This window comes from Rhizobium sp. WSM409 (genome assembly GCF_057653825.1).
Map to the genome: position 1 here is coordinate 1,109,033 of NZ_CM172794.1, position 22,495 is coordinate 1,131,527.

15 protein-coding genes are annotated in these 22,495 nt (G+C 62.2%); 6 read left to right on the forward strand and 9 right to left on the reverse strand.

Going from position 1 to position 22,495, the window contains the following annotated elements:
* Nucleotides 1-32: 32 nt before the first annotated feature.
* From AC25BC_RS05635 to AC25BC_RS05650, 4 genes are all read left to right on the forward strand, one after another.
* Nucleotides 33-788, forward strand: coding sequence for a response regulator transcription factor (locus AC25BC_RS05635; RefSeq protein WP_017993454.1), 756 nt, complete (start codon nucleotides 33-35; stop codon nucleotides 786-788).
* Nucleotides 785-2,194, forward strand: a complete 1,410-nt coding sequence (locus tag AC25BC_RS05640; RefSeq protein WP_017993455.1) for a sensor histidine kinase — start codon at nucleotides 785-787, stop codon at nucleotides 2,192-2,194. The genes AC25BC_RS05635 and AC25BC_RS05640 overlap by 4 nt, the downstream gene beginning before the upstream one ends.
* Nucleotides 2,195-2,429: 235 nt before the next feature.
* Nucleotides 2,430-5,387 (forward strand): bifunctional [glutamine synthetase] adenylyltransferase/[glutamine synthetase]-adenylyl-L-tyrosine phosphorylase, encoded by a 2,958-nt coding sequence (locus tag AC25BC_RS05645; protein ID WP_012756720.1) that lies wholly within the window; start codon nucleotides 2,430-2,432, stop codon nucleotides 5,385-5,387.
* 100 nt (nucleotides 5,388-5,487) lie between these two features.
* Entirely contained in the window at nucleotides 5,488-6,138 is a 651-nt protein-coding gene (locus AC25BC_RS05650) for a glutathione S-transferase family protein (RefSeq protein ID WP_012756721.1), read from the forward strand.
* 12 nt (nucleotides 6,139-6,150) lie between these two features.
* Here AC25BC_RS05650 and AC25BC_RS05655 read toward each other — a convergent pair whose 3' ends face one another.
* The 3 genes from AC25BC_RS05655 to AC25BC_RS05665 all read right to left on the reverse strand — a co-directional run bounded on the left by AC25BC_RS05655 (nucleotide 6,151) and on the right by AC25BC_RS05665 (nucleotide 12,596).
* Nucleotides 6,151-8,460: a PAS domain-containing sensor histidine kinase gene (locus AC25BC_RS05655; RefSeq protein WP_012756722.1), complete on the reverse strand. Its 2,310-nt coding sequence runs from the start codon at nucleotides 8,458-8,460 to the stop codon at nucleotides 6,151-6,153.
* 192 nt (nucleotides 8,461-8,652) lie between these two features.
* A complete protein-coding gene (pepN, locus tag AC25BC_RS05660; protein ID WP_012756723.1) occupies nucleotides 8,653-11,301 on the reverse strand; it encodes an aminopeptidase N in 2,649 nt (882 codons plus the stop codon).
* Between the two features lie 188 nt (nucleotides 11,302-11,489).
* Nucleotides 11,490-12,596 (reverse strand): methyl-accepting chemotaxis protein, encoded by a 1,107-nt coding sequence (locus AC25BC_RS05665; RefSeq protein ID WP_012756724.1) that lies wholly within the window; start codon nucleotides 12,594-12,596, stop codon nucleotides 11,490-11,492.
* A 347-nt stretch (nucleotides 12,597-12,943) separates the two neighbouring features.
* On the opposite strand from AC25BC_RS05665, the gene AC25BC_RS05670 reads away from it, so the two are divergent.
* Both AC25BC_RS05670 and AC25BC_RS05675 read left to right on the forward strand, forming a co-directional pair.
* Nucleotides 12,944-13,882, forward strand: a complete 939-nt coding sequence (locus tag AC25BC_RS05670) for a DMT family transporter (protein WP_012756725.1) — start codon at nucleotides 12,944-12,946, stop codon at nucleotides 13,880-13,882.
* Nucleotides 13,883-14,127: 245 nt separating this feature from the next.
* Nucleotides 14,128-15,000, forward strand: coding sequence for a hypothetical protein (locus tag AC25BC_RS05675; protein ID WP_012756726.1), 873 nt, complete (start codon nucleotides 14,128-14,130; stop codon nucleotides 14,998-15,000).
* Here the strand turns inward: AC25BC_RS05675 and AC25BC_RS05680 are convergent, their stop codons facing one another.
* From AC25BC_RS05680 to AC25BC_RS05705, 6 genes are all read right to left on the reverse strand, one after another.
* Nucleotides 15,001-15,156: a hypothetical protein gene (locus AC25BC_RS05680; protein WP_012756727.1), complete on the reverse strand. Its 156-nt coding sequence runs from the start codon at nucleotides 15,154-15,156 to the stop codon at nucleotides 15,001-15,003.
* 44 nt (nucleotides 15,157-15,200) lie between these two features.
* Complete coding sequence (locus tag AC25BC_RS05685) at nucleotides 15,201-15,392, reverse strand: hypothetical protein (protein ID WP_003546802.1); 192 nt, start codon at nucleotides 15,390-15,392, stop codon at nucleotides 15,201-15,203.
* A gap of 131 nt (nucleotides 15,393-15,523) precedes the next feature.
* Nucleotides 15,524-16,423, reverse strand: coding sequence for a uracil-DNA glycosylase (locus AC25BC_RS05690; protein ID WP_012756728.1), 900 nt, complete (start codon nucleotides 16,421-16,423; stop codon nucleotides 15,524-15,526).
* Nucleotides 16,424-16,492: 69 nt separating this feature from the next.
* The gene (locus AC25BC_RS05695) at nucleotides 16,493-17,785 is read right to left on the reverse strand and encodes an Hsp70 family protein (protein ID WP_012756729.1); all 1,293 of its coding nucleotides are present in this window, start codon (nucleotides 17,783-17,785) and stop codon (nucleotides 16,493-16,495) included.
* 219 nt (nucleotides 17,786-18,004) lie between these two features.
* Nucleotides 18,005-21,121 carry an efflux RND transporter permease subunit gene (locus tag AC25BC_RS05700; protein ID WP_128439204.1) on the reverse strand — a complete coding sequence of 1,039 codons (3,117 nt, stop codon included), beginning with the start codon at nucleotides 21,119-21,121 and terminating at the stop codon, nucleotides 18,005-18,007.
* A complete protein-coding gene (locus AC25BC_RS05705; RefSeq protein ID WP_128439203.1) occupies nucleotides 21,118-22,428 on the reverse strand; it encodes an efflux RND transporter periplasmic adaptor subunit in 1,311 nt (436 codons plus the stop codon). The genes AC25BC_RS05700 and AC25BC_RS05705 overlap by 4 nt, the downstream gene beginning before the upstream one ends.
* Nucleotides 22,429-22,495 lie beyond the last annotated feature (67 nt).

A 22,495-nucleotide genomic window follows, 5' to 3' on the forward strand; every position in this document is an offset into this window, starting at 1 on the left:
CCGCGCGGCTCGATTCTTCTGACCTTTGAAGGATGATCGCGATGAGCGCCGCCCCGCAGGAAGATGCTTTGAGCCTTGCCGAAACGCAGCCGGTGGGTAATGTCGGCCGCATGAAGATTCTCATCATCGAAGATGATCTCGAAGCCGCGGTCTACCTCACGAAAGCCTTTCGCGAGGCGGGCATCGTCGCCGATCACGCCAGCGACGGCGAGAGCGGCCTGTTCATGGGGTCGGAAAATACCTACGACGTCATCGTCATCGACCGCATGCTGCCGCGCCGGGACGGGCTCTCGGTCATCAGCGAATTGCGCCGCAAGGCGATCCATACGCCGGTCCTCATCCTCTCCGCGCTCGGCCAGGTCGATGACCGCGTCACCGGGCTTCGTGCCGGCGGCGACGATTATCTGCCGAAGCCTTATGCCTTCAGCGAATTGCTGGCGCGCGTCGAGGTGCTCGGCCGCCGCAAGGGCACGCCGGATCAGGACGTCGTTTATCGCGTCGGCGATCTCGAACTCGACCGGCTCTCCCATGAGGTGCGCCGCGGCGGCAAGGAGATCCCGCTGCAGCCGCGCGAATTCCGCCTGCTCGAATATCTGATGAAGAATGCCGGCCAGGTGGTGACCCGCACCATGCTGCTCGAAAATGTCTGGGACTATCACTTCGACCCGCAGACCAACGTCATCGACGTCCATGTCTCGCGCCTGCGCTCGAAGATCGAGAAGGACTACAGCCAGCCGCTCCTGAAGACCATTCGCGGCGCGGGGTATATGATCAAGGATGAGGGATGAGCCGTTTCAAGGTTCTCTTCAAGTCCACCGCAGTCCGCCTTTCGGCACTCTACATCCTGCTTTTCGCCATCTGCGCCGCGACGCTCGTCTTCTATGTGACGGCAATGTCGGAACGGCTGCTGACGGGCCAGATCCGCGATGCCGTCAGGCAGGAGGTGGAACAGGTGCAACGCGCCTATGACACCGGCGGCATGAACCTTCTCCTGCGCACGATGGAGCGGCGTGCCCGCCAGCCGGGCGCCAACCTCTACATCATCGCCGGTCCTTCGGGCGATATTCTCGCCGGCAACGTCGCGTCGGTGCAGCCGGGTGTCTTCGAGGAGATCGGCTGGACCTCCGCGCCATTCGGCTACCAGCGTTATACCGACAGCGGCGTCGAGCGCCGCCACAAGGCGATTGCCAATATCTTCGTGCTCGACAATGGCCTCAGAATCCTGATCGGCCGCGACCTCGGCGACCCCGAGCGTTTCCGTCTGCTGGTGCGCCAGGCGCTGATGGTGGCCTTGGCGATCATGGGGCTCGGCGCCATCATCATCTGGTTCGGCATCGGCCGCAACGCGCTGAAACGCATCGACCGCATGTCGGATGCCAGCAAGAAGATCATGGCCGGCGACCTGTCGCAGCGCCTGCCGGTGGGCGGATCCGGCGATGAATTCGACCGCTTGTCGATGTCTTTGAATACCATGCTGGAGCGCATCGAGAAGCTGAACGAGGGCCTGCGGCAGGTCTCCGACAACATCGCCCACGATCTCAAGACGCCGTTGACGCGGTTGCGCAACAAGGCGGCCGATGCGCTTGATATCGCCGATGGCGAGACGCGGCGCACCGCGCTCGAAGGCATCATTTCCGAATCCGACCAACTGATCCGCACCTTCAACGCGCTGTTGATGATCTCCCGCGTCGAGGCCGGATCGGTCGCCGCCGAGATGTCGCCGGTGGAGCTTTCGGCCATCGTCTCCGATAGCGCCGAGCTTTACGAACCGGCGGCGGAGGAGGCGGGGCTTGGCTTGAGCTCCAGCATCGAACCCGATGTCGAGGTGCAGGGCAATCGCGAGCTGATCGGCCAGGCGATCTTCAACCTGCTCGACAATGCCATCAAATATTCTTCCGATACGGAAGGGGCGGGCAAGGTAACGCTGAAGCTCGCCCGCCGCCCGGATGGCATCTGCCTTTCGGTCGCCGACCACGGGCCGGGCGTTCCGGCCGACAGGCGCGACGACGTGGTGAAGCGCTTCGTCCGCCTCGATGAAAGCCGGTCGAAGCCTGGAACGGGGCTCGGGCTTTCGCTGGTGGAAGCGGTGATGGAGCTGCACAATGGCCGGTTGGAACTCTCCGACACCGATCCCGACAAACCCGAAAAGCGCGGATTGACGGTCAGCATGATCTTCCCCGCCAAGGCTGCCTGATTGCCGAGATCGATGATCGGCTGAATCGCGTATTGGCGGTTTTCCACCAAGACCCTAGTTTAATGCCGATCGAAGGAGGCGTTCCCGAGATTCTGCGTGGTCGTTTCCCTCGAGCATGTCGCGCAAAACTGTGCAGCGGTTTTGCGATAACGGCATGCGTAAAACAAAGGCTGAAAGCGCAAGGAGCGAATCCGAAAGATCGTGATGCGCTTTAGGTGCTAAAGCAGGAGAGCGCATGCTGACGAAATCGACGCATGGTCTGAAGGATGTCGCCGAAGGGCTGCTGCGTCCGCTGAACCAGACGGAGTTGAAGCTGGCGCTGGCCGACCTTCAGGAGGCCGGCGGGAGCGAGCCTTCCGTGGCTGCGATGCTGAAGACGGAAGGGCCGCTTCGCGATTTCATCGCGGCCGTGCTGACGCTGTCGCCTTATCTGCGCGAAATCGTCAATCTCGATCCCGCCATCCTCGCTGGTGCCATCACCCAACCGCTGGAGCCGCAGATCGAGGCGCTGGTCGCCGAGGCGCGGCGCTGCTGGCAACCGGACGGCGAGGGGGCAGCGCCCGCGGAATCCGTGGTAATGAGCAGGCTGCGCATCATCAAGCGCAAGGTGGCCTTCCTGGTCGCGCTCGCCGATCTTGCACGCATCTTCGACGGCCGGGCGACGACGGCCTGGCTGAGCGAGCTTGCCGAAGCTTCGGTTGCCGCCGCGATCGACCATTTGCTGCTTTCGGCGCATGAGGGCGGAAAGCTGCGGCTGCGGGATGTGGCGGCGCCGAGCGACGGCTCCGGGCTGATCGTGCTCGGCATGGGCAAACTCGGCGCATCCGAACTCAACTATTCCTCCGATATCGACCTCGTCGTCGTGTTCGACGAACAGGCGGGAATCGTGCCCGACCCGGATGACGCGATCGAGATCTTCCCCAGGATGATGCGGCGGCTGGTGCGCATCCTGCAGGAGCGGACAGCGGACGGCTACGTCTTCCGCACCGATCTCAGATTGCGCCCTGATCCGGGTTCGACGCCGCTGGCGATCCCGGTCGATGCGGCGATGATTTATTACGAGGGCAGGGGTCAGAACTGGGAACGGGCGGCTTTCATCAAGGCGCGCGCCGTTGCCGGCGACTTGACCGCGGGCAGTGATTTCCTGCGCGGGCTCGCCCCTTTCGTCTTCCGCAAATATCTCGATTACGCGGCGATTGCCGATATCCATTCGATCAAGCGGCAGATCCACGCGCATAAGGGCCACGGTGCGATCGCCGTCAAAGGCCACAACGTCAAGCTCGGCCGCGGCGGTATTCGCGAGATCGAATTCTTCGTCCAGACGCAGCAGCTGATCGCCGGCGGCCGCATGCCGGCCTTGCGTGGCCGGGCGACGGAGGAGACGCTCGGTGAACTCACCAAAGCGAAATGGATCGACGCTGAAACCCGCGACGAGCTGATCGAGGCCTACTGGTTCCTGCGCGATGTCGAGCATCGCATCCAGATGGTGCGCGACGAGCAAACTCACCTGCTGCCGGAGACGGATGCCGATTTGAAGCGCATCGCCTTCATGATGGGCTTTTCCGACACGCCGAGCTTCTCCGAACGGCTGGTCGGCGTGCTGAAGACGGTCGAGCGGCGTTATGCCCACCTCTTCGAACAGGAGAGCAGGCTTTCCACAGACACCGGAAATCTCGTCTTCACCGGCCAGGGCGACGACCCGGATACGCTGGAGACGCTGAAGAAACTCGGTTTTACCAGGCCGTCGGATATTTCGCGCATCATCCGCACCTGGCACTATGGCCGCTACCGGGCGACGCAATCGGTCGAGGCGCGTGAAAGGCTGACGGAGCTGGCGCCTCAGCTCCTGCGGGTCTTCGGCGAAAGCAAGCGCGCCGACGAGGCGCTGTTGCGCTTCGACAGCTTCATCTCGGGCCTTCCCTCCGGCATCCAGCTGTTCTCGCTGCTCGGCAGCAACCCGGCGCTGCTGTCGCTGATCGTCAACATCATGTCCTCGGCACCCCGGCTTGCCGAGGTGATCGCCGCCAAGCCGCATGTCTTCGACGGCATGCTCGATCCCGGCCTGATGGCCGAGCTGCCGACGCGCGATTATCTCGGCGAGCGGCTGAAGGGCTCGCTTGCCCAGGCGCGCCACTATGAAGAGGTGCTCGACCGGCTGCGCATCTTCGCCGCCGAGCAGCGCTTCCTGATCGGCATCCGCCTGCTCACCGGCGCGATCAACGGCGTGATGGCTGCACGCGCCTTCACCCATCTCGCCGACCTCATCATTGCGGCGGCACTCGATGCCGTGGTCGGCGAGATGCGGGCAGCACACGGCGACTATCCCGGCGGGCGCATCGCGGTCGCCGGCATGGGCAAGCTCGGCAGTTTCGAGCTGACGGCCGGTTCCGACATCGATCTGATCCTGCTCTATGATTATGACGATTCGGCTTCCGAATCCGACGGGCCGAAGCCGCTCGACGCGACGCGTTACTTCACCCGCATCACCCAGAGACTGATGGCCGCCTTGTCGGCGCCGACCGCCGAAGGTGTGCTCTACGAGGTCGACATGCGGCTGCGCCCATCCGGCAACAAGGGGCCCGTCGCCACCCGCATCAATGCCTTCGGCAAGTATCAGCGCGCTGAGGCATGGACCTGGGAACATATGGCGCTCAGCCGCGCCCGGCTGATCTGCGGCAATGAGAGCCTGATCGCCGAGGCGGAACTGATCGTTCGCGAGGTGCTGTCGGCCGATCGCGATATTGCTAAGGTGGCGCATGATGTCACCGAGATGCGCGGACTGATCGACAAGGAAAAGCCGCCCTCCGGTCCGTGGGACCTGAAGCTCATTCCCGGCGGCGTCATCGATCTCGAATTCATCGCCCAGTATCTTGCACTGATCGCACCGACCAAGGGCGTCGGCATTGCCGTCAATGGGGTGAGCACTGGCGAGGCCCTGAAAGTGCTTGGTGACCGGCTGATGGCAACGTCCGATCTCGACATATGTCTCGAGGCTTTCACGCTTTATACCGGCCTTTCGCAACTGATCCGCCTCTGCATTGATGGCCTGTTCGATCCGAAGGAGGCGCCGGCGGGTCTCGTCGAACTCGTCTGCCGCGCTGGCGACTGCCCCGACATCAGGACGCTGGAAGCGGAGATGAAGCGGCTTTCGAAAGCGGTTCGGAAAATATTCCTGACTGTCGTGAAAGCCTGATCTCACACCAGATGGAACGACCGTGAGGATTATCTCGAGCATCGCCTGTCGGATTCTCGGTTAGCCAGTCGTCTTCAGGGCAAAGCTATGGAGAACACGAATGACGATTACCATTACCGCCTTTGAACGGTCGCCCGATCGCGGCAGGGGCCTGGCCCGTGAAATGCGCGTTCGCTGGGCGCTCGAAGAAGTGGGCCAACCTTACGACGTTCGTCTTGTTTCGTTCAAAGAGATGAAGGAGCCCGCGCATCTGGCGCTGCAGCCATTCGGGCAGATCCCGACCTATGAGGAAGGCGATCTCACTTTGTTCGAGTCCGGCGCCATCGTCTTCCATATCGGCGAGCGCCATGCGGGCTTGCTGCCGGACGATGTGAATGCCCGGGCGCGCGCGCTCACATGGATGTTTGCCGCGCTCAACACGGTGGAACCACCGATCTTCGACCGCGCTCTCGTCATGATCCTCGAGCGCGACAAGCCTTGGTACGATCACCGCCTTTCTGCCCTCGAGGACAGCATCCGCAAACGGCTGATCGGCCTCTCCCACCGTCTTGGCGATGCCGACTGGCTCGATGGTGCGTTCAGCGCCGGCGACCTGCTGATGGTGTCGGTGCTGCTCAGGTTGAAAGGATCTGCCATACTGGAGGAATATTCGAACCTCTCCGCCTATGTCGCCCGGGCCGAGGCGCGGCCGGCATATAAGCGTGCTTTCGCCGCTCAGCTGGCGGTTTTCACCGCCGCATCGGCCGGCTAAATGAGGTCGGCTCTAGATATCATCCGGAATGCGCAGCGAGATCACGGTGCCGACCGCTTCGCGTGAGCGGATCTTCATGCGGCCGCCATGCAGCGAGGTCAGGGAGCGCGAGATGGCGAGCCCGAGGCCTGAGCCGCCCTTGCTTTTGGCATACTGGCTCTGCACCTGCTCGAAGGGCTGGCCGATCTTCGACAGCGCCGAGCGTGGAATGCCGATGCCGGTGTCGGCGATGGTGACGACGACGGCGCCGTCGACGCGGCGGGTGCGCACCGCGATGCGGCCGCCATTGTCGGTGAACTTCACCGCATTGGAGAGCAGGTTGAGCAGCACCTGTTTCATCGCCCGGCGGTCGGCCATCAGCGTCAGGCCGGAGCAGATGCGCTGTTCGATGACGATGTTCTTTTCAGCAGCGGGCATGGCGGTGAAGCGCAGGCTTTCCTCGATCAGCGGCACAAGATCGATGCGCTCGCAATGCAGCCTGACATGGCCGGCTTCGATCTTCGACATGTCGAGAATGTCGTTGATGACGTTGAGCAGATGTTTGCCGCTGTCATGGATATCGCGGGCATATTCGTCGTATTTCAGCGAGCCGAGCGGACCGAACATCTGGTTCTGCAGGATTTCCGAGAAGCCGAGGATGGCGTTGAGCGGCGTGCGCAGCTCATGCGACATGTTGGCCAGGAATTCCGATTTCGCCTTGTTGGCGGCCTCGGCGCGTTCTTTCTCCGCCTGGTAGTTGGAGTTGGCCGTCGAAAGCTCGGATTTCTGGATCTCCAGCGTCTGGCGCGAGGCGGACAGATCGCCGATCGTCGCCATCAGCCGGCGCTCGGATTCGCGCAGCCGCTCCTGGTGGCGTTTCATCAGTGTGATGTCGGTTCCGACCGAAACCCTGCCGCCGTCGCGGGTGCGCCGCTCGTTGATCTGCAGCCAGCGCTCGTCGGCAAGCTGCACCTCCGTCGTGCGCGAATAGCCGGAGCCGTCGGCATCGGAAATCCGCCGCTCGATGACAGGCCGGGCGGCGGCGGCATTGACGGTCGAACGCTCGGTGCCGGGCACGAGCACGCTGTCCGGCAGGCCATAGGCCTGCTGGAAATGCGTGTTGCACATGACCAGCCGATCGTTCTTGTCCCAGAGCACGAAGGCTTCCGAGGTGCATTCGATGGCGTCGGCCAGGCGCTGGTCGGCTTCTGCGTAGCGCTGGGCGAGCCGATGCTGTTCGGTCACGTCCATGGCGATGCCGATCAGGTGCATACGGCCGGAATTGCTGCGGATCACCTGGGCACGCGCCCGCATCCAGACATAGTGGCCGCCGGCATGGCGCATGCGGAAGATCTGATCGACCTGGCCGGAAGCGCCCTTGCCGATGGCGCGCGCGATCTCGTAGAGCCCGCCGTCATCGGGATGCATCAGTCGGGCGGCTTCGCCGAAACCCATCGTCTTGTCGGAACCCGGCAGGCCGAGCATGTCGTACATCGAGCGCGACCAGAAGAATTCGCGGTTCTCGAAATCGAAGTCCCAGAGGCCGCAACGGCCGCGCGACAGCGCCGTCTCGACGCGCAGGTTCGATTCCAGGAAGATGTCGTCGGCGTCGCGAGCGCGCTTCACCTGCGTATAATAGGCATAGAGGATGACGAGCAGGATAGAGGAGATGCCGGCAAACAGCGTCACGTTGAGCGCCAGTTCCTCACGCCAGAGCCGGCCGATCTCGTCGAGCGAGGTGGCGGCGACGATATAACCGCCGGCATTGCCCATCAGCGTGATCTCGGCATAGTGCGGCACGCCGCCGATCGTCGTTTCGATGACGCCGGCGCGATCGCCGAAGCGGCGGATCGCCGAGACCTCGGGGAAGAAGTCGCCGACATTGCTGCCAACATGCGAAAGCCCGGCGGTGGTCGCGGCAAAAACCTTGCCGCTTGCCTGCACGAGCAGCACGAAAGCGCCGCTGTCCAGCCGGTCCTGCGGCAGGTATTTGGCGAGGCGGGCCTGCGCCCCGGTGATATCGCCGCTGTCAAAGATGTCGGACGCATCGGCAAACACCGCAGAGGCGGTCGCCGCCGAAAGTGCGGTGGCATGGCGCGCCGAGGCCTCCAGCCGCCCATATTCGCTCATCATGCCGAAGAAATGCGAGGCGGCGACGACGGAGAGGAAGGCGACGATCAGCGCCGGGATGGCCCGCTTCAAGACCAGCTCGGCCTTCGGCAGATAACGCAGAAGTGGTTCCGATGTCGCATGGCCCGAAAGGCTGTCGCGCCAGGCATTGAGCCCGTCAAAATCGACACGCAGCCGTCCTCCGGCCACGGTTGCCCGCCGCACGTCCATCATCTCTTCGCCTTGTCCCTCATGTGATTCGCGCGCCGCTCGCTCGAACCTGACCTAGAGAATCATGGGTGATTCGCCTTGTCCAGAGGCAAAGGTAAAAATCCGTTAACTATTTATAATTTCGGGTTTTTCCAGATGATTCGAGGTGCTGGGCGACCGGCCGCCGAATTTCTCCTGATGGCCGGTCGAATCAAATTACCCCTTAAGCGTGCGCTCGACGATGTCGCGCACGTCGGTCGAAAGATCGGTGGCTCGCTCGATCTCGATCAGCGCCGAGCGGGCGTGATCGGCACGCACGGGTTCGAGCGAGCGCCAGGAGCGCATCGAGGTGAGAATGCGGGCGGCAAGCTGCGGGTTGCGCCCGTCGATATCGAGAATCTGATCCGAGAGGAAGTGATAGCCTTCGCCATCGGCGCGGCCGAATCCGGTGGGGTTGGCAAAGGCGAAGGTGCCGACCAGCGACCGCATCCGGTTCGGATTGGTGCGCTTGAAGAGCGGATCGTCCATCAGCGCGCGGACCCGTCCCAGGGTTTTTGCGCCCGGAATGCCGGCCTGGATCGCGAACCATTTGTCGATGACGAGCGCATTTTCCGCGAAGCGGTCACGGAAGGTGGCGAGCGCCTCGCTCGTCTCCGCGCTGTCGGGAAAACGATGGGCGAGGATGGTCAGCGCATGGCTGAGATCGGTCATATTGTTGGCCGCATCGAAGGCGGCCTTGGCGCGGGTCGGCGTCTCTTCGGCATGCGAGAGGTAGGTGAGGGCGCTATTGCGCAGCGCCCGCAGGCCGGCGCTCTTCGCATCCGGGTTGAAATCGCCTGATGTCGTCATCGCTGCGTAGAGGCCGGCAAAGACATCCTTTCCGGCATCGGCGATCTGTTTCAGGACCGCCTGCCGGCCGGCATGGATGGCATCGGGGTCATTGTTGCCGCCGAGTTCACGGGCGATATCGGATTCGCTCGGCAGAGCCAGCGCCTGGGCGCGGAAGGCGGGCTCGAGGCTCTCGTCGGCAGCGGCGGCAATCAGCGTCTCGACGAAGGTCGTCTCGCAGATCACAGGCTTGCCCTCGCGGGCGTCGCGTGCCGCTTTCAGCAGGTTCGGCAGCGCCAGATCGGTCAATGCCTGCCAGCGGGCAAAATGATCGGTCTCATGGCGGGCGAGATGGGCAAGATCGGCCGGGCTCTGATCGAAATGCAGGTTGATCGGCGCCGAGAAGCTGCGGTTGATCGAAACGACCGGCCGCGAGCCAACGCCATGGAACACGGCCGTCTGCGTGCGGCCGGTGAGATGCAGCACCTCGCCGGCATATTCCGCGCCGTCGACCGAGGTCGGCTCGATCTTGCCGCCGTTTTCGCCAAACAGCGCGAGGCTGAGCGGAATATGCATCGGCTCCTTGCTCGGCTGGCCGGGCGTTGCAGGGATCATCTGTTCGAGCGACAGGGTGAAGCTGCCGGCTGCCGCATCATAGCTGCCCGATGCGGTGACGAGCGGCGTGCCGGCCTGATGGTACCAGAGCGAAAATTGCGCGAGGTCGCGCCCGCTTGCATCCTCGAAGCATTTGACGAAATCCTCGATCGTCACGGCCTCACCGTCATGGCGGTCGAAATAGAGGTCCATGCCCTTCTTGAAGCCGTCCTTGCCGAGCAACGTCGCGATCATGCGCGTGACTTCGCTGCCCTTTTCGTAGACGGTCGTCGTGTAGAAATTGTTGATCTCGCGATATGTCGTCGGCCGCACCGGATGGGCGAGCGGGCCGCTATCTTCCGGGAACTGCTCCGATTTCAGGTGGCGCACTTCGGCGATGCGCTTGACGGCGCGCGAGCGCTGGTCGGAAGAGAATTCGTGGTCTCGATAGACCGTCAGGCCTTCCTTGAGGCACAGCTGGAACCAGTCGCGGCAGGTGATGCGGTTGCCGGTCCAGTTGTGAAAATATTCATGCGCGATGATCGTCTCGATATTGGCATAGTCGGCATCGGTGGCGATCTCGGGATCGGCAAGCACGTATTTGTCGTTGAAGACGTTGAGGCCCTTGTTCTCCATCGCGCCCATGTTGAAATCGGAGACGGCGACGATCATGAAGATGTCGAGATCGTATTCGCGGCCGAACCTCTCTTCGTCCCACTTCATCGAGCGTTTCAGCGCGTCCATGGCATAGGCTGCGCGCGGCTCCTTGCCGTGCTCGACATAGATCTTCAGCACCACCTCGCGACCGGACATGGTCGTGAACGTGTCTTCGACAACGCCGAGATCGCCAGCGACGAGCGCGAAGAGATAGCTCGGCTTCGGATGCGGATCGAACCAGGCGGCGAAATGTTTGCCGGGGCCGTAGCCGGCGCCGCCGAGGAAGTTGCCGTTCGACAAAAGCAGCGGGTTGGCGTCCTTGTCGGCGATGATGTTGACCGTGAACGGCGCAAGCACGTCGGGCCGGTCGGGGAAATAGGTGATGCGGCGGAAACCCTCCGCCTCGCACTGCGTGCAGTAGATGCCGCCGGTGCGGTAAAGGCCCATCAGCTTGGTGTTGGCCTCAGGGTTGATGACGGTGGTGATCGTCAGTTCGAAGGGCGCGCTCTCCGGCAGGTCGCGCACCGTCAGGCTTTCCGGTGCTGCGTCGTAACGCGAAGGGTCCAGCTCCACCTGGTCGAGCAGCAGCCCCGACAGCGTCAGTTCGTCGCCGTCGAGAACGATCGGCGCTGCCGGATCGGCGCCCGGGCGACGATGAAAGATCAGACGCGCCTCGACCTTTGTCTCAGTCGGGTCGAGTTCGAAGGTCAGGTCCACACGTTCCAGCACGAAGTCGGTGGGACGGTAATCTGCCAGATGAATGACCTGGCCGGTATCTGTTCGCATGGTGTTTCCTGAAGACCGTTATTTGATAACCGCGGAATACAGAGGCGGGCGCACTCTGCCATAAATTTTGCCGGGGATGATTACATTAAAGTCTGAACTAAACTTAAAGCAAATTGCCCGCGAACACCAAGTTCGCGGGCAAAATATCTTATTGGAAACGAATGAACGCAGCTGAGGGGAGAAAGTCTCTACTTCAGATTGAGCGCGGCCTTGATCGTTGCGTCGTTTTCCGTCTGCTGCACGACGACGCCGTACCAGCCGAGCCCGTCGTAATCCTCATAGCCGAGGGTGCGTGCGAAGGCGACGATTGAGCCGTTATTGTCGTAGTAGCTGCCTTTCGCCTGGCCGGACGGATTGGCGAGCGCGAAATGGGAAAAGAGCAAGGCGGGATTGGTGGTGGCGATCACCCGGCTCTTGCCGTCGAGCAGCATGACCGTCGTTCTTTCCGCCAGCTGCGGCGGCAGGTTGGCCTCTTTCTCGACGATCGCCTGGCCCTGGTTCTGCCAGTCGAAATAGACGCCGAGTGTGCCGACCAGCCGCCCGTCGAGCTTGCCCTCTTCGCGGATGCCTGTGGCATAGACGAGCGCATGCCTGTTCTCGTGCAGCGGGCTCGCTTTGACGTCGTCGACAATATACGCGTCGCCGGAGGAGCAGACCGACGCCGCGCGGAACCACGGATCGCCGGCAAGGCTCGTGCCTGCGATCTTGCGCTGGAACTTGGGATTGGCGGAGGCGATCACCTTGCCCGAGAGATCGGTCATGACGAGATCGAGATAGACGGTGTAGAAGCGGTTGATGGCGCCGAGACGCTCCGCCGCAAAGGCGACAGTCTCACGGGCCGGGTTCTGCAGCGCCTGCCAGAGCGCCGGATCCGTCGCCCACCAGCGCACATCGGCCGTACGCTCGAAGAGATTGCGGACGATGAGCTGCACCAGCGTCTGCGCCAGATCGGTGAGGCGAACGCCCTCCATCTCCTCGACCAGCGAATCGGCCATGGCGCGGCTGAGGCCGATGCGGCCAAGCACGTTGCTTTCAAACCTGCCGGTAATGTCGGTCGCGATCTGCGCCAGCCGCTGCACCTCGTTGGCAACGACCGCGAAGCCCTTTCCGGTCTCGCCGGCTCTGGCCGCCTCGATCAGCGCATTGATCGCCAGCAGCTTGATCTGCTTGACGATATGGGTGTTGTCGGCGCTGAAGCGCTCGAGGTCGGTGCTGATGCCGTCGGTGACGACGCGCATGGAGCGCGGGGTCGCATTCTGCGACTGGGCGATGGTTTCGGCGCTAAGCGGCTTCATCAAATGGGATCCTGAAAGGAGCGGGCAATTGTTTGTGCGGTGAAGAAAATTTCGAGATCAGCGATAAAAAACGATGCTTGCCTATGGTTTTCAATTGGTTAACGCCGAACGCCGGGAGATGAACATTTTGGGGGTGAATGACTCAAATAGGGAAATTTCAGCGCAGTGACGCGTATGCAGCACGGTTCATCCCGCGGCTGACGGCGATTCTGCGATTCTGCCATGTTGCTTGCGGTTTTTTCGCCAATCGGGTTTTTCTTTCGCTACGATAGATGACGTCACCTGCTGCGTTCCCGAGTCGAACGCGTCTCCCCGTTCCGGTTAAGTCAGTATCAAGAGCCAGGATCATGCACTCGGTTCTCAGAAACCCGATGAGAGGCATTGCGCTGAAAGTCTCGTCGGTCGTGGTCTTCCTGGCCATGCAGACCTTCATCAAGCTGGCGGGCTCAGACATCCCGCCGGGTCAGGTCACCTTCTGCAGGTCGTTCTTCGCGCTCTTCCCGATCATGGCCTATCTGGCCTATAACAGGCAGCTGCGCGCCGCCTTCTACACCGCCAATCCAATCGGTCATCTGAAGCGCGGCACGATCGGCATCTTGTCGATGGCTTTCGGTTTCTACGGCCTCCTGCATCTGCCGCTGCCCGAGGCGATCGCGCTCGGCTATGCGCTGCCGCTCGTCGCCGTCATCTTCGCTGCCGTTTTTCTCGGCGAGACCGTGCGCATCTATCGCTGGAGCGCCGTCCTGGTCGGCATCGTCGGCGTCGCCATCGTTTCCTGGCCGAAACTCACGCTGTTTCGCGACGGCGGCATGGAAGCAGACCAGGCCGTCGGTGCGCTCTGCGTGTTGTTCTCGGCCGTTCTCGGCGGCGTGGCGATGATCCAGGTGCGCCGGCTCGTCGAGGAAGAGAAGACTGCGACGATCGTGCTGTATTTCTCGATCACCGCCTCGGTCTTCTCGCTGGCTTCTCTTCCCTTTGGCTGGCTCATCCTGCCATGGCCGACGGCGCTCTATCTGATCGCCGCCGGCTTTTGCGGCGGCGTCGCGCAGATCCTGCTGACGGAAAGTTACCGCCATGCCGACGTCTCCACCATCGCACCGTTCGAATATACCTCGATCCTGCTCGGCGGCATCGTCGCCTACTTCGTCTTCGGCGACGTGCCGAGCGTGACCATGCTGATCGGCACCGTCATCGTCGTCGCCGCCGGCATCTTCATCATCTATCGCGAGCACCAACTGGGCATCGAGCAAAGAGAGGCGCGCAAGGCCACGACGCCGCAAGCCTGAGACCTGCAAGTGCATGTTATCAAGGTTTTAACGCGCCGATTGCAGTGGGTTGAGGATTGCGCTCAAAGAGTGAAAAGAATGGTGAATTCTTGGGATACCGTCGGCCTGTGGAATATGATTGTTGAACATGAGAGAGTATCATTTATTCCAAGCTGTGCATGTCTGAATGGCCGCTGATGCCGGAGGAGCTCTCGGGTGTCGTTGCTCCGAACGCTGGCCGGCGAGCGGAGGTGGAGAAAAGCATAATGGCATTCACAGCGGAGCAATTGGTGGGGAACTCTTCCTTTCTGATGAGCATTCGCTTTTTGGCTGGGCAGATGCGCGGCATGTTCGATGCCGGTCCGCGGCTGGCGCGATTGCTCGCTTCCCATCAACGCTGGCTTCTGACCCAGACTGCCTATGCCCTCAACCTGGAATATGATCCGCGCGACCCGACGTCGGGTTTCACCGCCGTGCGGCTGACCGGGCGCATTACCGCGCACAAGGTGGCGAGCCGCAACACCGTGCTCGCCTTCATCGAAGAACTCTATACCTACCGCTTCATAACCCACACGCCCGGCGACGAGCGGCGGCGGCCACGTCATTTCGAACCGGCCGACGTCAGCCATCAGGGAATGTTTGCCTGGCTTTTCTCCAATCTCGCCGCGCTCGACCTGCTCGACGGCGGTCAAAGGGCCGCCTTTCTCCAGGCAAATCCATCACTGATGCGGCTCATTCAGCCGCGCATTGCCCGCCATTGCATCGAAGATGCCGCCTGGCGCGAACCGCCGGAGCAGGTGGCGTTGTTCCTCTGGACGGAAGCCGGCGGCCTCGTCGTCGACAACTTCATCGGCCGGATGGATATGGAAAGCAGCGAGCCGGGGCGGCTGTCCGTCGGCCGTGTCGAAACCCGGGCTCTTGCTGCCGATTTCATGATGTCGCGCACGCACCTGCAGCGGCTGCTTGCAAAAGCGGCGCAACGCGGCTGCGTCGGCTGGTATGACGAGCCGCGCAAGACGCACCTTTGGATATCGCGGGATTTCGTCGAGGAATATTGCGCCTGGCAAGCCGTCAAGTTCGCCTATGTCGACGAAGCCTTCGAATGGGCGAAAGCCCAGATCGAGGAAATGGCCGTTTGATCAGAGAACGATCGCCGCTGTGCCTGCGCCATTGCGAGTTCCGGCATCGGCCGGCTTGACCGTGAGCTCGCGCTCATATTCCCGCGCGGCGCAGACCGCGACGCGGATGTGCTCGAAGGTTTCGATGTTGCGCAGAAGTGATATCAGGCTCGACATGTTGGGTACTCTTGACACGAAAGGGCAGGCGCAGGGCCTGCCGCTTAATATTGCTGGAAGTCCGAAAAAATGGCGTTCGGGCGCGCCGTACGGCTGTTGATGCCGGTGCCGCGGGCAATCATCTGTTCGTTCGTGGCAAAGCCGAAACGGCTGTAGCCTTGAGTAGAACGAACCTGGTCGCCGGCGAGGCGAAGGGTTTCAAACCCGCTATGGATAGGACGAAAACGTTTGTTCATGGCCTTGGTTCCTGTGATTCCTCCCAAGACACAGCTGATATTGCGATGCAGCATAGATTCCGCAATGCGTCACGACGGGATGCAGCCATGCGAAAAACGCATGGATTGATTCACAAATTATTCAACTTTGGCTAATTTCTAAGCAAAGAGAGGGACTTAAGCTTCGCTTGAAAGGCGAGCAGGTCGTTCCAGGCCAGCCGCTTGTTTACAGGTGCGGTTAACAGATCCTGCGGATGCAGGCTGGCTATGGCAGGAATGACACAGTCCGCAGCCGCAATCTCCTTCCAACGGCCGCGTAGGCCGTGAATCGTATCGTTTTCGCCGAAGAAGAAACGCGCCGAAAAATTGCCGAGCAGCAGGATCGCTTTCGGTTCGGCAAGCGCGATCTGCCGCTCGATGAAGGGTCGGCAGATGTCCATTTCCGCCGCCGAGGGCGCACGATTGCCAGGCGGCCGCCAGGGGATGACCTGCGTCAACAGAATGGTTGAGCGCGTCAGCCCGATCGCCGCCAGCATCTTGTCGAACAGCTGACCGGATTTTCCGGAGAAGGGCAAACCCTCGCGATCGTCTTCGGCGCTCGGCGCCGAGCCGATTACCATGATCCCGCTTTCGGTATCGCCGCTGGCAAAGATGGTCGAGCGGGCGCTGTGCTTGAGGTTGCAGCCGTTGAAGGTTTCGATCGCGGTCTTGAGCTCGACGAGCGATCGCGCGGTTTCGGCGACGAAGCGCGCCTGCTGCACCGCCTCGCCATCCGGGATTGCCGGTTGCGGACCTGACGCTGCGCGTTCGGCAGGCGCTGGGCGGGCTGCGGCGTTCGGGCGCGCCGGTGACTGACCTGGGGCAGGGCGTTCCCCAGCGGCGGGACGTTGCTGCTGCGCCTGTGCCGCCGGCCGGCGGGCGGCCTTCATTGCCTCGAACTCGGCGAAGCGGTCGATCGCCTCTTCCTCCAGCAGCCATTCCACGCCGGCATCGGCATGGAAATGCAGAAGCGCTGCGAGCTCGGCTGGGGAAAGGTCGTTGGCGGAGATCATGTGGGCAAGCTTAGCGGAGTGACACTGGCATTGAAAGGGCGGGCAGCCGATTGCCCGCCCTTGCCGGCTCTATTGCACAGTCCATTGCGCGATGTCGTCGCGTTCGCCGATCAGCGCCAGGCCATGGGCGATTGACAGCAGTTCGCCGCCGCTTTCGATCCGATCGCGCTCGAAGCGTTCGGTGAAGATGCGGCGCACCGCCGGCACGAAAGAGGTGCCGCCGGTCAAGAACACCTTGTCGATCTCCGACGGTTTCGTCTCGGTCTTGTCGAGCACGTCGTCGAGCGCGCCTTCGATGCGGGCAAGATCATCGGCGATCCAGCCTTCGAAGTCGCTGCGCTTGATGCTGCGATGTCCACCGCGGCCGAGCGGTGCGAAATCGAAAGGCGCCTCCTCGGATGCCGAGAGCGCCATCTTCGTCGCCGACACCGCCTGATAAAGCGGGTAGCCCTCGTCGTGGTCGATGAGGTCGATGAAGATTTCGAGCTTTTCCGGTTCCAGGCTGGTGCGAACCAGCTTCTTCAGATCCTCGAATTCTCGCGTCGTCTTGAAGATCGACAGCTGGTTCCAGCGGCCGAAGCTGGAATAGTAATTGGACGGCACTTCAAGAATCTTGTCGAAGCTTTTGAAATGGCTGCCCTTGCCGATCAGCGGCGCGACGATGTTGTCGATCATCCTGTAGTCGAAATGGTCGCCGGCGACGCCGACGCCGGAATGGCCGATCGGCATTGCCGTCAGCTTGCCGGCGACGGTTTCGAAGCGGATCAGCGAATAGTCGGTCGTGCCGCCGCCGAAATCCGCGACCAGCACGGTGGCATCCCGCTTCAGGTTCTGCGCGAAGTAGAAGGCGGCGGCAACCGGCTCATAGACATAGTGGATCTCGGGAAAGCCGAAGCGCGACAGCGCCTCATTGTAGCGTTCGGTCGCCAGCGCCGGATCGGGGCTGGCGCCGGCAAAATGCACCGGCCGGCCGGTGACGATGCGGCTGACGTCTGAAGGCCAGTTGTCGCCGGCGTAGTTGCGCAGGCGCCGCACGAAGACCTCCATCAGATCCTCGAAATTATGCCGCTTGGCAAAGATCAGCGTGCCCTGGAACAGCGCGCTTGCCGCAAAGGTCTTGATCGACTGCAGGAAGCGACATTCGCCGGGATTGTCGATGAATTGGCGGATCGCCGCATGGCCCGCTTCCACCTTCAGCGCCGATGCGCCGAGCTGGGCATCCTTCATGAAGGAAAGCGCCGTGCGCATGCTGTCTGCCGTACCCTCCGTGCTCGTGAACGCCATCGAGCGCGTCGCCCCGCCATCCGCCGTGGCGAGAACCGTATTCGTCGTGCCGAAGTCGAAACCCAGCGCCTGAGCCATGCCCGCACCTCTTCATGCCGATTGTTATTGGAGACGGAGCATCGCTCCGCGAAAGGGCGTAAGCACGCCCCGAAATCAGGAGGGCGGGTGATGCCACAGGGGCGTGACACATTCAAGAGGATTGAAGGCGCATATGTCGAGCAGGCATCCTTCTCCTCCCGCCAGGGAGAAGAAGGATGCCGCAGGGCAGATCAGCCATGAAGGTTCAACAGTCCGCCGTTATTCGGCGGCCATCGCCCTTGCCTCGTGCAGCTCCGGCTCCTCGACCTTCTTGTGGCCGATCAGGCGGCCGAGGAAATTGCCGAAGCGATCCATCTCGACGAAGATGACCGGGGTGATGAAGAGCGTCAGCATCTGCGAGACGATCAGGCCGCCGACGACGGCGATGCCGAGCGGTTGACGCAGTTCCGAGCTTGCGCCGGTGCCGAGCGCGATCGGCAGGGCGCCAAGCAGGGCACAGAAGGTCGTCATCATGATCGGCCGGAAGCGTCGCACGCAGGCTTCGTGGATCGCCGCCGTCGCCTTCTCGCCCGTCGTGCGCATGGTCTCCACCGCCACGTCGATCATCATGATCGCGTTCTTCTTGACAATGCCGATCAGCATCAAGAGGCCGATCAGGGCGATGATCGACAGGTCGAAGCCCATGATCTTCAATGCCAGCAGCGCACCGAATGCCGCGGCCGGAAGGCCGGACAGGATGGTGAGCGGGTGGATGAAGCTTTCATAGAGCACGCCGAGCACGACATAAATGGTCAGCACCGCCGCCAGGATCAGATAGGGCGTATTGCCCTGCGATTGCTCGAAGATTTGCGCCGTACCGCCGTAGGATGTGAAGACGTCTGCCGGCACGCTGATGTCCTTCTTGATCTGGTCGATCGCTGCCGTGGCGTCGCTGAGCGAGACGCCTTCCGGCAGGTTGAAGGAAACGGTGGTCGAGACCAGCTGGCCCGTCTGGTTGATGGTGACCGGGCCTGTGGTGCGTTGGACATGCGCGAAGTTCGAAAGCGGCACCAGGCTGCCATTGGCCGAGGCGACACGGATCTCCGAGAGCTTCTGGTCGTCCCAGGGTTTGCTGGTGTCGTATTCGACGATGACGTCGTAGCTGTCGCCGGTCGACTGGATTTCCGCAGCGGAATATCCGCTGAAGGATTCCTGCAGCGTCGTGCGCAGCGTGTCGTTGTCGATCCCGTAGGCGGCTGCCCGCTCGGTATCGATGACGATATTGGCCTGCAGGGCGTTGTTCTGGGCGTCCGAGGTCACGTCGGTGAACAGCCGGTCCTTGCGCATCGCCGCCTGGATCTTGCCGGCCCAGAGGTTGGTCTGGTCGACGTTCAGCGCCTGCACGACCAGCTGATACTGGCTGGCGGTCTGGCGGCCGCCGAAGCGCAGGCTCTGGTTCGGCGTCACGAAGGCCTGCAAGCCGGGGATCTTGTTGATCGCCGTGCGCAGTTCGCGCAGCGTCTGGTCAAGCGGCGCACGCTGCTTCTTGTCCTTGAGTTCGACGAACATCGAGCCATTGTTCTGCGGCTTGTTGGGGTTGCCGCCGATCGTCGACATCACATGGTTGACCGCCGGGTTCGCTTTCACGACGGCGGCCGCCTGCTGCTGCAGCGCCGACATCGCGGAATAGGAAATGTCCTGCCGGGCCTGCGTGCTGATCGTCAGGCGGCCGATATCCTCCTGTGGGAAGAAGCTCGTTGGCAGCGTCATGAAGAAATAGATTGTCAGCGCGACCGAGGCGAGGAAAACGCCGAGGATCGTTGGGCGGTGGCGAAGGCACCAGCCGACAGCCCTGTCGTAGCCGCGCAGCGTCCGTTCGAAGCCGGCATCGAAGATGCGGATGATGAGCGGCGGGCGGCTCTGGTGGTTCGACAGGCGCGAGGCGAGCATCGGCGTCACGGTTAGCGAGACGATTGCCGAGGAGATGATGGCGATGGCGACCACCATGCCGAATTCGTTGAACACGCGGCCGACAACACCGCCCATCAGCAGGATCGGGATGAAGACCGCGATCAGCGAAACCGACATGGAAATGATGGTGTAGCTGACTTCGCCCGCACCCTTGATCGCCGCTTCCCGCACCGGCATGCCTTCCTCGACATGTCGCAGGATGTTCTCGAGCATGACGATGGCGTCATCCACCACGAGCCCCACCGCGAGCGTTAGCCCGAGCAGCGAGATGTTGTCGATACTATAGCCGAGCACATACATCATGCCGAAGGTCGAGATCAGCGACAGAGGAACGGCAAGGCCGGGAATGATCGTTGCGGTCGCATGGCCGGTAAAGAGGTAGATGACGAGAACGACGAGGCCGATCGTCAGGAGCAGCGTGAACTTCACATCGGAGATGGCATCGCGAATCGGCTTTGCGGCGTCGTTCATGACGACCGTGTTGACCGAGGGTGGGATTTCGGCGTGAAGCTGCGGCAGCTTGGCGTTGATCGCATCGACGACATCGACGGTGTTGGCGTCCGGCTGGCGCTGGATGGCGAGGATGATGCCACGCTGGCCGTCATACCAGCTGCCGGTATACTGGTTCTCGACGCTGTCCTGCACGTCGGCAATATCGCCGAGGTGGATCGGCGCACCGTTCGGATTGGCAATGACCAGCGAACGGAACTGCTCGGCGCTGGTGCTCTGCGTGTTCGCCGTGATGGTCATGCTCTGCGAATTGTTCTGCAGTGTTCCCACGGGCTGCTGGCTGTTGGCGGCAGCAAGCGCCTTGTTGACGGTGTCGATGCCGATGCCGCGGGTCAGCAGTTTGTTGGGATCGACCTCGACGCGGACGGCATAGGTCTGTGCACCGTAGACGCTGACCTGGGCGACGCCGGGAAGTGTGGAAAGCGACGGCGAGATGATGTTCTCGGCGATGTCGTCAAGCTTGCTGCGCGGCATGGTGTTGCTCTGCACCGAGAGCAGCATGACGGGCGCATCGGCCGGGTTTGTCTTGCGATAACTCGGCGGCGTCGTCAGATTGTCGGGCAGTTGCCGGGTGGCATGCGAGATCGCCGCCTGCACGTCGGCTGCAGCCGCATCGATATTACGACTGAGGTCGAACTGCAGCACGATGCTGGTGCTGCCGAGCGAGCTGGAGGCGCTGATTTCGGTGATCCCGGGAATGGTCTCGAACTGCTTGATCAGCGGTGTCGAAACCGAGGTTGCCATCGTCTGCGGCGAGGCGCCACTCAACTGCGCCGAAACGCTGATCGTGGGAAAATCGACCTGCGGCAGGGCCGCGACCGGCACGAGCTGATAACCGGCAAGACCGGCCAGAATGACGCCGATGGCAAGCAGCGTCGTCGCGACGGGGCGCTGGATACAAAAATTCGGGATCATTGCTGAGCTCCCACCGCGATCGTCTCGGACGGCTGCTGTTGCCGAGGCTCTTCGGCGGAGGCGACATCAAGCGCCTTTTCGTCGAATTGCTCGTTGATCGCCTGCTGGTCGCTGAGCTGGCCCTGGCCCTCGACGACGACGTGATCGCCTGCCTGAAGGCCCGATTCTATGGCGGTGAAGCCGCCATTTGCACGGGCAACGGTGACGGCCGTCAGATGCGATTTGCCGTCCTTGGCGACGAAGGCGAAGAATCCCTCCGGACCGGGGCTGACGGCAACCGTCGGCACCACCACCTGCTGTTCGTCATTGTTGAAATGCACGACGATGTTGACTGACTGGCCGGGCCAGAGCGCACCGGAGGCATTCTCGAATTTCGCCTTGGCGAGGATCGTGCCCGAGGCCGTATCGACCGTGTTGTCGTAGAAGCTGATTTCGCCCTTTCGCACTTGCCCCTTGGTGGAATTGGGGGCGGTGCTGACCTCGACCGGACCGGCTGCCAAGGCACTCTTCAGCTCCCGCAGATAGCGTTCCTGCAGGTGGAATTTCACATAGATCGGATCGTATTTCGCGATGGTGACGATTGCCGCCCCGGCACTGAGGAAAGCCCCCTTGCTGACAACGATATCGCCGAGCCGGCCGTCGAAGGGAGCGCGGATATCGGTGTGCTCGAGCAAGATCTGATCGGAGGCCAGCGACGCCTTGTCGGCGTCAACAGTGGCTGCAGCGGTATCGCGGGCGGCGACTGCCTGGTCGAGGCTCTGCTGGGTGCCGGCCTTCTGGTTGAAGAGATCCTGCGCACGCGTCAATGCGGTCGCGGCTTCCGAAAGGGTTGCCGCGTCGCGCACGATCATCGCATTGTCCTTGTCGACCGTCGCCTTGGCCGTCCGATCGTCCAGCTTGGCGATCAGGTCGCCGGCTTTGACGGTCGCCCCGTCCTGCGCATCGATGCTGACGATCAGGCCCTGTTCCTGTGCGGCAATGGTCGTATTGTCATCGGCATCGGCCCAGCCGGTCGCCGTCACGTCCATCGGCAGTGTCGTTTTCGCGGCTGCGACTGTTTTAACGACGGTCGGGCCGCCGCCACCGCGTCTGCGCCCGCCGCCCTGATGTTGCCCACCATCCTGCCCCTGATTGGCCTGCCCCTGATCGGCCTGTGCCTGCTGCCCGCCGCCATTACCGCCGGGCGGCTGCTTGATGAACTGCGAGAGGTAGGGAATGCGGGAGGCATTAGGGACCAGATTCCCGAATTGCCAGACGCCGACGGCGGCAATTGCGATAACGCTGACGGTGATCCAAAATTTCTTCATGGGCGATACCGGACTTTGGGCAAGGTTGCGGGGGCAAGGTTGCGAATTTTATGCCCCGATTGAGCCA

What these genes read in the sequence shown, in the direction of transcription:
- AC25BC_RS05635 (WP_017993454.1), top strand. Translation starts at nt 33, where the DNA reads ATGATCGCGATGAGCGCCGCCCCGCAGGAAGATGCTTTGAGCCTTGCC.
- AC25BC_RS05640 (WP_017993455.1), top strand. Translation starts at nt 785, where the DNA reads ATGAGCCGTTTCAAGGTTCTCTTCAAGTCCACCGCAGTCCGCCTTTCG.
- AC25BC_RS05645 (WP_012756720.1), top strand. Translation starts at nt 2,430, where the DNA reads ATGCTGACGAAATCGACGCATGGTCTGAAGGATGTCGCCGAAGGGCTG.
- AC25BC_RS05650 (WP_012756721.1), top strand. Translation starts at nt 5,488, where the DNA reads ATGACGATTACCATTACCGCCTTTGAACGGTCGCCCGATCGCGGCAGG.
- AC25BC_RS05655 (WP_012756722.1), bottom strand. Translation starts at nt 8,460, where the DNA reads ATGATGGACGTGCGGCGGGCAACCGTGGCCGGAGGACGGCTGCGTGTC.
- pepN (WP_012756723.1), bottom strand. Translation starts at nt 11,301, where the DNA reads ATGCGAACAGATACCGGCCAGGTCATTCATCTGGCAGATTACCGTCCC.
- AC25BC_RS05665 (WP_012756724.1), bottom strand. Translation starts at nt 12,596, where the DNA reads ATGAAGCCGCTTAGCGCCGAAACCATCGCCCAGTCGCAGAATGCGACC.
- AC25BC_RS05670 (WP_012756725.1), top strand. Translation starts at nt 12,944, where the DNA reads ATGCACTCGGTTCTCAGAAACCCGATGAGAGGCATTGCGCTGAAAGTC.
- AC25BC_RS05675 (WP_012756726.1), top strand. Translation starts at nt 14,128, where the DNA reads ATGGCATTCACAGCGGAGCAATTGGTGGGGAACTCTTCCTTTCTGATG.
- AC25BC_RS05680 (WP_012756727.1), bottom strand. Translation starts at nt 15,156, where the DNA reads ATGTCGAGCCTGATATCACTTCTGCGCAACATCGAAACCTTCGAGCAC.
- AC25BC_RS05685 (WP_003546802.1), bottom strand. Translation starts at nt 15,392, where the DNA reads ATGAACAAACGTTTTCGTCCTATCCATAGCGGGTTTGAAACCCTTCGC.
- AC25BC_RS05690 (WP_012756728.1), bottom strand. Translation starts at nt 16,423, where the DNA reads ATGATCTCCGCCAACGACCTTTCCCCAGCCGAGCTCGCAGCGCTTCTG.
- AC25BC_RS05695 (WP_012756729.1), bottom strand. Translation starts at nt 17,785, where the DNA reads ATGGCTCAGGCGCTGGGTTTCGACTTCGGCACGACGAATACGGTTCTC.
- AC25BC_RS05700 (WP_128439204.1), bottom strand. Translation starts at nt 21,121, where the DNA reads ATGATCCCGAATTTTTGTATCCAGCGCCCCGTCGCGACGACGCTGCTT.
- AC25BC_RS05705 (WP_128439203.1), bottom strand. Translation starts at nt 22,428, where the DNA reads ATGAAGAAATTTTGGATCACCGTCAGCGTTATCGCAATTGCCGCCGTC.